Source organism: Serratia sp. OLAL2 (genome assembly GCF_002752475.1).
Lineage (GTDB): Bacteria > Pseudomonadota > Gammaproteobacteria > Enterobacterales > Enterobacteriaceae > Serratia > Serratia bockelmannii.
On record NZ_MSTL01000003.1, the window covers coordinates 103906 to 116918 of the forward strand.

Annotated in this window: 13 protein-coding genes; 8 read left to right on the forward strand and 5 right to left on the reverse strand. The window is 61.5% G+C overall.

The features are described 5' to 3' along the window. The first annotated feature begins 12 nt into the window (after positions 1-12). A complete protein-coding gene (locus BVU99_RS04005; protein WP_043139818.1) occupies positions 13-567 on the forward strand; it encodes a hypothetical protein in 555 nt (184 codons plus the stop codon). On the opposite strand, the gene BVU99_RS04010 is transcribed toward BVU99_RS04005, so the two are convergent. After that, the gene (locus BVU99_RS04010; RefSeq protein WP_099817462.1) at positions 539-2821 is read right to left on the reverse strand and encodes a molybdopterin guanine dinucleotide-containing S/N-oxide reductase; all 2283 of its coding nucleotides are present in this window, start codon (positions 2819-2821) and stop codon (positions 539-541) included. The two genes, BVU99_RS04005 and BVU99_RS04010, sit on opposite strands and share 29 nt — an antisense overlap. 220 nt (positions 2822-3041) lie before the next feature. Between BVU99_RS04010 and galR the strand changes: the two genes are divergently transcribed. The 3 genes from galR (at position 3042) to BVU99_RS04025 (ending at position 4872) form a co-directional block, all read left to right on the forward strand. Further along, positions 3042-4061: an HTH-type transcriptional regulator GalR gene (gene galR, locus BVU99_RS04015; protein ID WP_028127674.1), complete on the forward strand. Its 1020-nt coding sequence runs from the start codon at positions 3042-3044 to the stop codon at positions 4059-4061. Positions 4062-4219: 158 nt separating this feature from the next. After that, a complete protein-coding gene (locus BVU99_RS04020) occupies positions 4220-4564 on the forward strand; it encodes a type II toxin-antitoxin system RelE/ParE family toxin (protein ID WP_049206122.1) in 345 nt (114 codons plus the stop codon). 5 nt (positions 4565-4569) lie between these two features. Then, positions 4570-4872 (forward strand): helix-turn-helix transcriptional regulator, encoded by a 303-nt coding sequence (locus tag BVU99_RS04025; RefSeq protein WP_025304078.1) that lies wholly within the window; start codon positions 4570-4572, stop codon positions 4870-4872. 27 nt (positions 4873-4899) lie between these two features. Here the strand turns inward: BVU99_RS04025 and lysA are convergent, their stop codons facing one another. Further along, positions 4900-6162: a diaminopimelate decarboxylase gene (gene lysA, locus BVU99_RS04030; RefSeq protein ID WP_099817461.1), complete on the reverse strand. Its 1263-nt coding sequence runs from the start codon at positions 6160-6162 to the stop codon at positions 4900-4902. Between the two features lie 133 nt (positions 6163-6295). On the opposite strand from lysA, the gene BVU99_RS04035 reads away from it, so the two are divergent. Then, positions 6296-7219 carry a LysR family transcriptional regulator gene (locus BVU99_RS04035; RefSeq protein ID WP_049208169.1) on the forward strand — a complete coding sequence of 308 codons (924 nt, stop codon included), beginning with the start codon at positions 6296-6298 and terminating at the stop codon, positions 7217-7219. 27 nt (positions 7220-7246) lie between these two features. Here the strand turns inward: BVU99_RS04035 and BVU99_RS04040 are convergent, their stop codons facing one another. Then, positions 7247-8155: a LysR family transcriptional regulator gene (locus BVU99_RS04040; protein WP_025304081.1), complete on the reverse strand. Its 909-nt coding sequence runs from the start codon at positions 8153-8155 to the stop codon at positions 7247-7249. A 108-nt stretch (positions 8156-8263) separates the two neighbouring features. Here BVU99_RS04040 and BVU99_RS04045 point away from each other — a divergent pair, with 108 nt between their 5' ends. Together BVU99_RS04045 and BVU99_RS04050 are read left to right on the forward strand one after the other, a co-directional pair. Continuing rightward, on the forward strand, positions 8264-9148 hold the full coding sequence (locus tag BVU99_RS04045) for an MBL fold metallo-hydrolase (RefSeq protein ID WP_025304082.1): 885 nt from the start codon (positions 8264-8266) through the stop codon (positions 9146-9148). Between the two features lie 68 nt (positions 9149-9216). Next, positions 9217-9864 carry a DsbA family protein gene (locus BVU99_RS04050; RefSeq protein ID WP_025304083.1) on the forward strand — a complete coding sequence of 216 codons (648 nt, stop codon included), beginning with the start codon at positions 9217-9219 and terminating at the stop codon, positions 9862-9864. Between the two features lie 28 nt (positions 9865-9892). Here BVU99_RS04050 and BVU99_RS04055 read toward each other — a convergent pair whose 3' ends face one another. Next, positions 9893-10600, reverse strand: a complete 708-nt coding sequence (locus tag BVU99_RS04055; protein ID WP_099817460.1) for a tetratricopeptide repeat protein — start codon at positions 10598-10600, stop codon at positions 9893-9895. Positions 10601-10805: 205 nt separating this feature from the next. On the opposite strand from BVU99_RS04055, the gene BVU99_RS04060 reads away from it, so the two are divergent. Next, a complete protein-coding gene (locus BVU99_RS04060) occupies positions 10806-12533 on the forward strand; it encodes an ABC transporter ATP-binding protein/permease (protein WP_099817459.1) in 1728 nt (575 codons plus the stop codon). Positions 12534-12569: 36 nt separating this feature from the next. Here BVU99_RS04060 and agaF read toward each other — a convergent pair whose 3' ends face one another. Further along, positions 12570-13004, reverse strand: a complete 435-nt coding sequence (gene agaF, locus BVU99_RS04065; protein WP_025304086.1) for a PTS galactosamine/N-acetylgalactosamine transporter subunit IIA — start codon at positions 13002-13004, stop codon at positions 12570-12572. Between the last annotated feature and the right edge of the window lie 9 nt (positions 13005-13013).

The window sequence follows — 13013 nt, forward strand, 5'->3', positions numbered from 1 at the left end:
TCAGGAGAACACATGAAAGTGATTTATTATGGGGTGGCAGCCATAGCCATCAGTTTTGGGGCTAACGCTAACTGCACGCTAACGACCACACAAAACAGCATTTATCTGGGGGAGCACAATATTGGGACACTGTCTCAGCAATCCACTCTGCTGCACAGCGCCCCATTGCAGTATCGGTTGACTTGCGATGAGCCAGTGCAGTTGCAGGGGTTCACTCTGCGGGAGAATAGAAACCTGGCAGAAGGAGGCGGCGCAACCGATGCTTCTAGCTATCTCAGCCTCACGGTTGATGAATTACGCAACGATGATGGTGAGCCCCTTTCCTTTTCACTCGCCCCCGGGCAACCACGCCAAAGACATCTACCCAACTATCGTTTATCCGTCGATCGGGAAGCATTACACATCCTTGTACCGGATAACGAGGTTGGGCAACACTTCACACTGTCATTAACAGTCTCCAGTTTCGCCGCGGCCGCGACACAACTGCGTCAACAGCAACGCGATAACATCCCGCTGTCGACCCAATTGCTGGTCAGTGCTAACTATCTTGATCCCGACGTTCGGTGAATGCGCTGACCTCCACCAGACAGCTCATGGCGTTCGGCCCCTGCGTCAGCGGCGAGGTGCCGATATCGAGCGTCAGCACGTTCGGGTTGCCCGCCTGCTCGACCGGCCGGCGCTGCGCGTCGTAACCCGGCTCGAACCAAGCGCCGGTCGCCATCAGCACCACGCCGCGCGTCACGCCATCGGTGAGCGATACCCCCGCCAGACAGCTGCCGCGTGCGTTGCTAACCAGCACTTCGGCGCCGTCCGCCACGCCGCGCGGCGCCGCATCGTCCGGATGCATGTACAAGGTTTCGCGCCCGGCAGTCTTGTTGCCCTGCGCCAGCGGCGCCGGATCCATCTGGCTATGCAGGCGATCGCTCGGTTGAATGGAGATCAGGTGCAGCGGCCAGTTTTTGGCCTGCGGCGCGCCCAGCCACTCCACCGGCGGCCGCCACTGCGGATGCGGCGCGAAATCTTCGTAGCGATAGCCGGCGATCCGCTCGCTGAACAGCTCTATCTTGCCGCTGGACGTTTGCAGCGGGTTAGCCTGCGGATCGGCGCGGAACGCCTCAAAAAAGACGAACTCTTTGGCCGGCGCGGGCAGTTCGACATAGCCCCGGCGCCAGAAATCCTCAAACTCGGGCCAGGCGACGCCGGCGCGCTGCTGCGCTGCGCCGCATTGCCGGTAGATAGCTTCGATCCAAACCCGCTCGTCGCGATTCTCGGTAAAGCGCTCACGATAGCCGAGGCGCTCCGCCAGATCGGCGAAAATATCGAAATCATTGCGCGCCTGATGCTGCGGCGCAATGGCCTGATGCATCGCCAACACGTAGCGATCGCGCGACGAGCCGCCGATGTCGTTACGTTCCAGCGAACTGGTGACCGGCAGCACGATGTCCGCCATTTTGGCCGCCGCCGTCCACCAGATATCTTGAACGATCACCGTGTCCGGCTTCTGCCACCCCTCCACCAGCCGATTCAACTGCTGATGATGATGGAACGGGTTGCCGCCGGCCCAGTGCACCAAATGGATATCCGGATAATGCCGCGTCTCGCCGCAAAATTGATAGGCTTCGCCGGGGTGCAACAGCATGTCGCAGATGCGCGCCACCGGGATCGCCAGCCCGGCCGGGTTTTCTCCTACCGGCATGGTCGGCGCGGGGGTATCCACGCGCGGGTTGCCGACGCCGTTCATCGAGCCGTGGCCGAACGAGAAGCCGCCGCCCGGCAGCCCCACCTGGCCCAGCATCGCCGACAGCGCGATCATCATCCAGTACGGTTGTTCCCCCCGATGTGCGCGTTGCACGGAGTAGGAGCAGGTGATGAAACTGCGCACGCCGATCAGTTGCCGCGCCAGCAGCGCAATACGCGCCGCCGGAATGCCGGTAATGGCGCTGGCCCAGTCGGGGGTTTTCGCCACGCCGTCACCGGCGCCGTTCAGGTAATCCGCCAGCTGTTGATAGCCCACGCAGTGGCTGTGCAGGAAGGCTTCATCCTGCGCGCCCAGCCGCTGGATTTCATAAGCCAGCGCCAGCATCAGCGCCACGTCGGTATTCGGCCGGATCGGGATCCATTCCGCGTTGACGAACGCGGGGCAGTCGTCGCGCATCGGGCTAATGTTGATCACCGGCGTGCCCTTATGCGCCAGCTTTTGCAGCCAGGGTTTGAGCGCATGTTCCGCCGCGCCGCCGGAAGAAACCTGAGCGTTTTTCAGCGCCAGCCCGCCAAACGCCACAAACAACTCACAATGCTCCACCACGCTCGGCCAACTGGTGACGCGCCCGGTCAAGGGCGAGAAAGTGCCGATCACATACGGCAGAAAGAACTGTGCCGTGCCCCAGCTGTAGTTGCCCTGCTGATCGACCCCGCCGCCGCCGCCGAAGTAGAACCGCCGCACCAGCGAGCGTGCATGGTGCAGCCGCCCGGCCGACGACCAGCCATAAGAACCGGTGAACAGCCCGGAGGCGCCGTAGCGATCGCGCACCCGGCGATTCTCTTCCGCCACCAAATCGAGCGCTAACTCCCAGCCCACCTCGACGAAATCTTCCCTGCCGCGCAGCTTACGGTCGCTGCCCTCGCGCTTTTGCAGCCACGAGCGGCGCACCGCCGGTTTGCGAATGCGTTTGTCGGAGTAGACCATCGGGACGATGGAATCGAGCAGCGGCGAAGGGTCGGGATCGTCGACGAAGGGTTCACAACGGATAAGCCGACCGTCTTCAACCACGGCGGTATAAGCGCCCCAATGGGCGAGCTGCGGATAGCGTTTAATGGACATGGCATTCTCGGCGCAAATCGGAATGCACAGACGTTACCTCAGCCCGGCGCCAGTGCCAACGTACAAATTGCGCTATCGTTCGGTCGTCGATGGTTATGCGTACAGACTCGAAGAGATTCTGCAACGGCCGCCACAAGTTGCGCACGAGACCGCTTGCAGCCCCGGTTTTTTTCCGCAAAACTGGGGGATGTAAGCGATTACCCAGGATGTGTTGACTGATATGGCTACGATAAAGGATGTTGCCAGGCTGGCGGGTGTTTCCGTAGCCACGGTATCCCGCGTGATAAACAATTCCCCCAAGGCCAGCGAAGGGTCGCGCACCGCGGTGCTGGCCGCCATGGAACAACTGCAGTATCACCCTAACGCCAACGCACGGGCGCTGGCGCAGCAATCCACCGAGACGCTGGGCCTGATCGTCTCCGACGTTTCCGATCCCTTCTTCGGCGCAATGGTCAAAGCGGTCGAGCAGGTGGCCTATGCCACCCACAATTTTCTGCTGATTGGCAACGGTTACCACGACGCCGAAAAAGAGCGCCAGGCGATTGAACAGCTGGTGCGGCACCGCTGCGAAGCGCTGGTGGTGCACGCCAAAAGGCTGAGCGATCAGGAACTTTGCGGCTGGATGCAACAGATCCCGGGCATGGTGCTGATCAACCGCACGCTGCCGGGCTTCGAAACACGCTGCGTGGCGCTCGACGATCGCTACGGCGCCTGGCTGGCGACCCGTCATCTGATCCAGCAAGGGCATCAGCGCATCGCCATCATCTGCTCCACCCACCAGATTTCCGACGCCACCGACCGGCTGCAGGGCTATCTCGACGCGCTGCGGGAACACGGTATCGCGGTGGATGAAAAGCTGATCGCCTATGGCGAACCGGACGAGATCGGCGGCGAACAGGCGATGACCGAGTTGCTCGGCCGCGGCCGTTCGTTCTCCGCCATTACCTGCTATAACGATCCGATGGCCGCCGGCGCGCTGTCGGTGCTGAGCGATAACAGCGTCGACGTACCGGGGGAAATTTCGCTGATCGGTTTCGACGACGTGTTGATTTCGCGCTACCTGCGCCCACGCCTGACCACCATTCGCTACCCTATCGTCGCGATGGCCACCCAGGCGGCAGAGCTGGCCCTGGCGCTGGCCAACCGGCAACCGCTGCCGGAAATCACCAACATGTTCAGCCCGACGCTGGTGCGCCGCCACTCGGTCGCCACCCTCAACAACGCGCACGAACAGCCGTAATGACATCGCTGCATGGGTGAGCAGTCACCCATGCGTTCATATTGCGTAGCCCGCCGCATTTCCCGCTTTTGGATTTTTTCCGCTCCCTGCGTTCGTGCATATTGATCGAACAATAACCTTTACGCTATATAGCATAAACGCTATATTCTGAGCACATCATGTGGCAAGTGGTGACCGTCGAACGGTTCGACGACTGGTTTTTAGCGCTGAACAACGCCCAGCAAACCAGCATCCTGGCGGCGATCTTCAAATTACAGACGTTCGGCCCGCAGTTGGCGCGGCCGCACGCCGATACGCTGCATTTTTCCGACGCGGCCCGGCAGTTGAAGGAGCTGCGCGTTCAACATCGCGGGCGCCCTTTCAGAGGGTTTTTCGCTTTTGACCCACAGCGGCAAGCGGTATTGCTGTGCGGCGGCGATAAAACTGGCGACAAACGCTTTTACCAGCGCATGTTGCCCATCGCCGCCATGGAGTTTTCACATTATCTGGCAACCCGGAGGTAGTACAGATGGCCAAACCTTTATCCCAACTGATCGATAAACTCGATCCCGCCGTCGTTGCCGCCGCCAGGCAAAAAGCGGACAAGGAAATTTTCGAACTGCGGCTGGCAATGCTGAGGGAAGAGCTGGCGGTCTCTCAGGTTGAATTGGCGAAGCGGCTCGGCATCAGCCAACCCTCCGTCGCCAATTTGGAAAAGCGCGGCAGCGAAATAAAGCTGTCGTCGCTCAAACGCTATATCGAGGCGATGGGCGGCACGCTATCGCTGGATGTGCAATTGCCCAATGGCCAGCACCGCCGCATGACGCTGTGAAGCGGGCGCCAGGCGCCCGCCCGCTGATCAGATAAGCTCCAGCGCGATCAGTTCTTCGATGGTTTGGCGGCGGCGGATCAAGCGCGGCTCGCCGTTTTCGAACAGCACTTCAGGCAACAGCGGACGGCTGTTGTAGTTGGAGGACATCGATGCGCCGTAGGCGCCGGTATCGTGGAACACCAGATAATCGCCGATCTGCACCGGCGGCAGTTCACGGGTTTCCACGCCGCCGCCCGCCTGCTGGGTGAAGACGTCGCCGGATTCGCACAGCGGCCCGGCGATCACCGTGTCGCGCAGCGGTTGCCCCGAGGTGTCACGCCCATCGGCCGGCAACAGCGAAATATGGTGATAGCTGCCGTACATCGCCGGGCGCATCAGATCGTTAAAACCGGCATCCACCAGCACAAAGTGGCGGCTGCCCATGTTTTTCACCGCCCGCACCTCGGCCACCAAGACGCCCGCTTCCGCCATCAGGAAACGCCCGGGTTCAATCTCCAGCTGCACCGGGTGCCCCAGATGCGCGGCGATGCGCTCACGCGCCCGGTTCCACAAACCGAAATAGTGTTCGGTATCGATCGCCTCTTCGCCGTACTGATACGGGATAGACAGGCCGCCGCCGGCGGAAATGGCGCTGATGTCATGACCGAGATCGATCACCTGCTGCACCATCGCATCGCAGACGCGCTCCAGATGCTGGTAATCGACGCCGGAACCGATGTGCATATGCACGCCGATCAGTTTCAGGCCGTAGCGGCGGATTTTCTCCACCGCCTGCGGCAGATCGGCATACCAGATGCCGTGCTTGCTGTTTTCGCCGCCGGTGTTGGTTTTCTGGCTATGGCCGTGGCCAAATCCCGGGTTAATGCGCAGCCACACCGGATGCCCTGCGGAAACCTGGCCGAGCTGATCCAGCATGTCGATGGAACCGGCGTTAACCGGGATCTTCAATTCGCTGACGCGCGCCAGCGTGGCATGATCCAACACGTCCGCGGTAAACACGATCTCACTCGGTTCGCCGCCCGGCTGAAAACCGGCCTGCAGCGCCCGTTCGATCTCGCCCAGCGACACCGAATCCACCTTCACGCCCTGCTCGCGCATCAAACGCAAAATATGAATGTTCGAACAGGCCTTCTGTGCGAAACGAATGGTGTCGAAGTGGCGCAGCTGAGCGATGCGCTGGCTGATGATGTCCGCATCATAGGCCCAGACCGGGCAACCGAAACGCTGCGGCAAGGCCAGCAGGTTAGCGGCATTCAACGCGGTGGAGGTGTCGTGCAACGGGCGAGGCATGGCGATATTCCCAATTCGAAAATGACGGCAGATAGAGCCATAGTGCCGCACGCTGAATCGGGTGAAAAATATCTATTTAGCCGTAGTCTATTCATTTATGATATGGCTTTCTCTATAGTCGAGCAGCCTCGCCATGCACAGCATCTCTTTGCGGCAGATCGAAATCTTTCGGGCGGTGATGACCACCGGCAACCTGACCGAGGCGGCAGCCCTGTTGCAAACCTCGCAACCGACCGTCAGCCGTGAGCTGGCGCGCTTTGAGAAGCTGATCCGGCTGCAGCTGTTCGACCGGGTGCGCGGGCGCTTGTCCCCCACGGTGCAGGGCCTACGGCTGTTCGAAGAAGTGCAACGCTCCTATTATGGCCTCGATCGCATCGTCAACGCCGCCGCCGGCATCCGCCAGTTTCAGCAGGCGCAGCTGTCGATCGTGTGCCTGCCGGTATTTTCCCAATCGCTGCTGCCGGCGGTGTGCCGGCCCTTTATCGAACGTTACCCGGAAGTCAGCTTCAGCGTGATCCCGCAAGAGTCGCCGCTGCTGGAAGAGTGGTTGTCGGCCCAGCGCCACGATCTCGGGCTGACGGAAACCACCCTGACGCCGGCGGGCACCGAGCGGGTAACGCTGATGACGTTGAATGAAGTCTGCGTGCTGCCGGCGGGCCATCCTTTGCTGGCGAAAGACCCACTGACGCCGCAGGATTTCGCCGGGCAGAACTTTATCAGCCTGTCGAGCACCGACAGCTATCGCCACTTGCTCGATGCGCTGTTCGCCGAGCAGGGCGTCGAGCGCCGCATGGTGATGGAAACGCACAGCGCGGCGTCGGTGTGCGCCATGGTGAGGGCCGGCGTGGGGGTGTCAATCGTTAACCCGCTGACGGCGCTCGACTATGCCGGCAACGGCGTGCACGTGCGATCCTTCAGCATCGACGTACCGTTCACCGTCAGCCTGATACGGCCGCTACACCGCCCTTCGTCGGCGCTGGTGACGGCCTTTATCGACCATTTGCATCAACAGGCCGCACTGTTCTCCGCTCGCCTGGCCGCTGCCGTCAAGCGGTGAAAACGGCGTGGGAATGTTGCCGAAGCCTCAGCGCAGCGTCGCCTGCCACTGCGGATCGCTGGCGAACCACTCCACCAGAAAGTCCAGCATGGTACGCAAGGTGGCAGGCATCTGGCGGCGCGAGGTGTAGATGCCGTAGATGCCCATCGACTGCGGCCGGTAACCCGGCAGCAGCTCCACCAATTCGCCGCTGGCCAGCAGCGGCGCCGCCGAATAGTAGGGCTGCATGGAAATGCCCGCGCCCTGCACCGTGCCGGCCATCAGCACCACCGACTCGTTGGCGCTCAGGTTACCGCTGACCGCCACCGCCGATTTCACCCCCTGTGCGTCGAAATGCCACAGGCTTTTGCCGAAATAGGAGTAAGTCAGGCAGTTGTGCAACGCCAAATCTTGCGGTTGGCGCGGGGTACCGTGCGCCGCCAGATAAGCGGGCGCGGCGCACACCACCGACGCACAAGTGGACAGCGGCCGGGCGATCAGGTTGGGATCCAGCTCATTGGTGATGCGCAGCGCCAGATCGATGCGCTCTTCCACCAGATTCACCGCCCTATTGTTCATCTGCAGATCGACCGCCACCTGCGGATGGCGCTTCAGATACTGAGCGACCGCCCCCACCAGCGCCGTTTGCCCGAGCGATTGCGAACAGGTGATGCGCAGCAGGCCGCGCAGCTCGTCGCTCTGCCCTTCCTCCACCAGATCGATCTCCCCCGCCAGCGCCAGCATTTGTCGGCAGCGCTCCAAAGTACGCTCACCGGCGTCGGTCAGACTAAGCTTACGGGTAGTGCGGTGCAGTAAACGCGCCCCGGCCCATTGCTCCATCTGCGCCAGGTAGCGCGTGACCATCGCGCGCGACATCTCCAGCGTTTCCGCGGCGGCGATCATGCTGCCGCGATCGACGATGGTGACAAAAACCTCAGCGGCGGTAATGCGATCCATGATTAGTCCGATTTATGCAACGAATAATTGCTTATTATCCGGTTTTTCTATCGCTTTATGCAACCTAACATCATTACAACATTAACCGATACCTAAGGACCTCTGCCCATGTTTAAGAAATCACTGTTAACTCTGGCCTTCACCGGCGTCGCCACCCTGAGCACTTATGCCACCGCTGCCGATACCCTGACCATGGAAGTGTATAACCCGGGCGAAAAAAGCGTGTTCCCGGTGTCTTCCGAAATCGTCAGCGGCAAACACGAAGTGGCGCTGATCGACGCTCAGTTCCAACGTAATGATGCTGAAGAGCTGGTGAAAAAGATCAAGGCGACCGGCAAGAAGCTGACCACCGTTTATATCAGCCACTCAGACCCGGATTTCTATTTCGGTCTGGACGTGATCAAGGCGGCCTTCCCGGAGGCGAAAATCATCGCTTCGCCTGGCACCATCAAAGACATCAATGCGACCAAAGACGGTAAAGTTGCCTACTGGGGCCCGATCCTGAAAGACAACGCGCCAAAAACCGTGATCGTGCCGCAGCCGCTGCAAGGCGATAGCTTCACCATCGACGGCCAGAAAGTGGAAGTGAAAGGCCTGAACGGCCCGACCCCCGATCGCACCTTCGTGTGGATCCCGGCGCTGAAAGCGGTCGTGGGCGGCGTCGCGGTCGCCGGTGACAATATCCATCCGTGGATCGCCGACAACCAGAGCGTGGAATCGCGCCAGCACTGGCAGCAGACGCTGAAAAATATCGAAGCGCTGAAGCCGCAGGTCGTCGTACCGGGTCACTTCCTGCCGGGCGCCGCGCAAACGCTGGCATCGGTGCACTTTACCCAAAAATACCTGACCACGCTGGAAGCCGAACTGCCGAAGGCCAAAGATTCCGCCGCGCTGATTGAAGCGATGAAAAAGCACTACCCGACGCTGAAAGACGAATCGAGCCTGGAACTGAGCGCAAAAGTGCTGAAAGGCGAGATGAAGTGGCCGCAATAAGCGCCCCTGCGTGATTGAACCAGCCCTGGCGCCGCGGTGAACTGCCGCGCGCCAAGCGAGGAGTAAAAATGACCGAAACCACTCTGCATTATATTTTCGATCCGCTGTGCGGCTGGTGCTACGGCGCCGCGCCGCTGGTGAAAGCGGCTCAGAGCCTCCCCGGGCTGAAGGTCGTGCCGCACGCCGGCGGCATGATGACCGGCAACAACCGCCGCCAAATCACCGACGAATGGCGCAACTACGTCATTCCGCACGACAAACGCATCGCCGAGATGACGGGCCAGCCTTTTGGCGAAGCCTATTTCAACGGCCTGCTGCGCGACACCACGGCAGTGATGGATTCCGAGCCGCCGATCACCGCTATCCTGGCGGCGGAGAAACTGGCGGGACGCGGGCTGGACATGCTGCACCGCATTCAGCGGGCGCACTACCAGGAAGGCCGGCGCATCGCCGACACGCCGGTGCTGGAAGCGTTGGCGAAAGAGCTGGGGTTGCCTTCGGCGGCGTTTATCGCCGAAATGCGCTTTAGCAGCGGCGCGCCGACCGCGCAACACATCGCGGAAAGCCGGGCGCTGCTGGCCAAAGTGCAAGGCCAGGGCTTCCCGACCTTTGCGCTGCAGGACAGCGAAGGCCGCCTGCATCTGCTGCCGGCCGGCAACTATCTGGGTAACGTGGAAGCCTGGAAAAACCTGCTGGGTGCCGCCGCGCTGGCGTAACCCTTCTCGCCCCGATCGCCGGGGCGGGTCATTCGACCCGCACGAACCGCCCTTCCGCCCGCACGTTGTGACCGAACCCGCAATCCCCCCGCGTGTGCATCTCCAGCGCTTGTTTGCCAAACGCCATTGTCACGTCGCAGACCTGCGCGCTTTCCGCTTCATGCTGGTGGTAGACAGCCTTGCCGTGTTCGATCGGCAGCTCGGCGGTGAAGTCGCCCATGTTCGGGCCGTAATACAGCCCCATCTGCGGCATGGCGTAGCCGGAAAACGCGATCAACCAGCGCTCGCCCTGCGGCTTCACTGTCACTTCGCTCCACACGCCGCGCCCGGCGTATTGCCAATACACGCCGACCGGCCCCTGCGGCTGTGGCCACTGCGCCAGGCGTTGGCGCAACAGGCTCATGTTGTGCTGCGATTTGTCATCGTGCGGCGCCAGCGCCAGATAGGCCTGCGCCTTGAGCAATTCGCCGGCGTGCATCAGCGACAACGCCACGTTGTTGTAAGCCGTGGCGACAGCCTGCTCGCTCAGGCCGCAAAACTCGCTCCAAGCCGCCTGATCGCGAAAGATGTCGGCGGCTTTAGCGTAATCCTGCCGCTGATAGGCCTTTTTTCCCAGTTCGGCGTAGCTCGCCACCTTTTGGCAGTCGGCGGCGATGTCCGGCTCGTCAATGTGCGCCCAGGCCCGGACGCTGGCGAAGACGCCGCAGGTCAGCAACAGAGGAAACCAAGCCTTCATCGTTTATCCTTTCTGCAAAAATTCGGCGCCAGTATAACCGCCCGGCGCCGGAGTGTATGCCGCAATTGCGCCCAGCTGCACGCTGCCGGCGATTCAGCCGCTTTATTTCAAACGGTTAGCGGAGTTAAAACTGCTTACAGTCACGGTTTGTTTGTTACCGGCCCGCAGCCCATGCTGAACGAAATACCGCAATTATCGAGCCGTTATGAACGCAACCCCCTTGCAGAAACACGCCGTGTGGCAGCTGATCAAACCCTTTTGGGTGTCGGAGGAACGATGGCGCGCCTGGATGATGCTGATCGCCATCGTCATCCTGTCACTCGGCCTGGTCTATATCAGCGTGCTGATCAACCAGTGGAACCAGGTGTTCTACGATGCGTTGCAGAACAAAAATTACCCGGTATTCAAGGCGCAGCTGTGGCGTTTTACCTATCTGGCGCTGATTTTCATCGTGCTGGCGGTCTACAAGATCTACCTCACCCAGGGGCTGCAGATGCGCTGGCGGCGCTGGATGACGGAAAAGTTCATGGGGAAATGGTTGGCGCACCAGGCGTATTATCACACCGAGCAGCAACAGATCGTCGATAACCCCGATCAGCGTATCGCGGAAGATCTCAACGTGCTGACCCAATATACCCTGTCGCTGTCGCTCGGGCTGCTCTCCAGCCTGGTGACGCTGTTTTCCTTTATCGACATTTTATGGCACGTCAGCGGGCCGATGACCTTCGCGCTCGGTCAGCACGCCATCACGCTGCCCGGCTATATGGTGTGGTTCGCGCTGCTGTATGCGGTGCTGGGATCGCTGCTGATCTGGTGGGTCGGCAAACCGCTGGTCATGCTGGGCTTCAACCAGGAACGGTACGAGGCGAACTTCCGTTTCGGCCTGATCCGCATCCGCGAAAACAACGACGCCATCGCGCTGTACCACGGCGAACCGCGCGAGGCACAGCAGCTAGGCGATCGTTTTGACACCATTCGCAGCAACTGGTGGGCAATTATGCGCATCACCCGGCGGCTGAACATTGCCACCAACTTCTACAGCCAGTTCGCCATCGTGTTTCCCCTGCTGGTGGCCGCGCCGCGCTATTTCTCCGGCGCCATTCAGATGGGCGGCCTGATGCAGATCGCCTCGGCCTTCGGTCAGGTACAGGGGGCGCTGTCGTGGTTTATCGACGCGTTTAACGACTTGGCGACCTGGAAAGCCTGCGTTAACCGTTTGGCCGGCTTCAACGCCGCCGTCGATCAGGTTCACCATCAGCCGCGCGGCATTCAGCTGCGGGAAGAGGCCGCCCATCCGTTAACGCTGGATAATCTCAGCCTGAACTTACCCGACGGCCAGCCGCTGCTGGCCGGCGCCAAGATGACGCTGCAACGCGGCGATCGCCTGCTGATCGTCGGTCCTTCCGGCTGCGGCAAGTCGACGCTGCTGCGGGCCATCGCCGGCATTTGGCCTTACGGCGCGGGCGCCATCGGGCGGCCGGCCAACGCCAATACCCTGTTCCTGCCGCAGCGCAGCTACATTCCGATCGGCACGCTGCGCGAGGCGCTGAGCTACCCGAGCCAGGCGACACAATACAGCGACGAGCAGCTGATGCGGGTGCTGGAAAACTGCCGCCTGAAGCACCTGCAGCGCTGGCTGGATACCGCCGCCAACTGGAGCCACCGCCTGTCGCCGGGCGAGCAACAGCGGCTGGCGTTCGCCCGCGCCCTGCTGATTCGCCCGAGCATCCTGTTCCTCGACGAAGCCACCAGCGCGCTGGACGACGAAACCGAGCAACTGATGTACTGCCTGCTGGTGGATGAACTGCCGGACGTGACGCTGATCAGCGTGGCGCACCGCAACAGCGTGGCGAAGTACCACCAGACCTGCTGGCGCTTCAGCCGCAGCGAAGATCAACCGGCGCGCCTGGCGCTGAGCCCGCTGCCGGTATAACCCGCAGAGCCGGGCGCTACCGCGCCCGGCGTTCGTTCAGATGCCGTCGGTCTGCACGTCTTCGCACTTCACTCGGCGGCGCTCATGCCACAGGCTGGTCAGGCCCCGTTTGCCGCACGCCAGCGCCACCTCGCGAAACTCATCCAGGCTCAACCCGTCGCGCTCCAGCATCATTTCCGCCGCCAGCTGCATATTGACGCCGGTGAGCACTTCGCAATCGCCCTGCTCATCCGCCAGTTCGCAGGCGCTGCGAAACGGCGAACCGCCGAGCATATCGGTCAGGAACACCACGCCGTCCGGCTGCATCACCGCAGCCAGCGCCGAGCGTAGGGCGTCCCTGAGCTGCGCGGTACTCATCTGTTCGGGGAAATCAACCGCCGCGCAGTGCCGCTGCGGCCCCACCACCTGTTCCACCGCCTGCAACAGCCCGGTGGCAAAACCGCCGTGGCCGGTAATCACAATGCCTGGCATCGCCCGCTC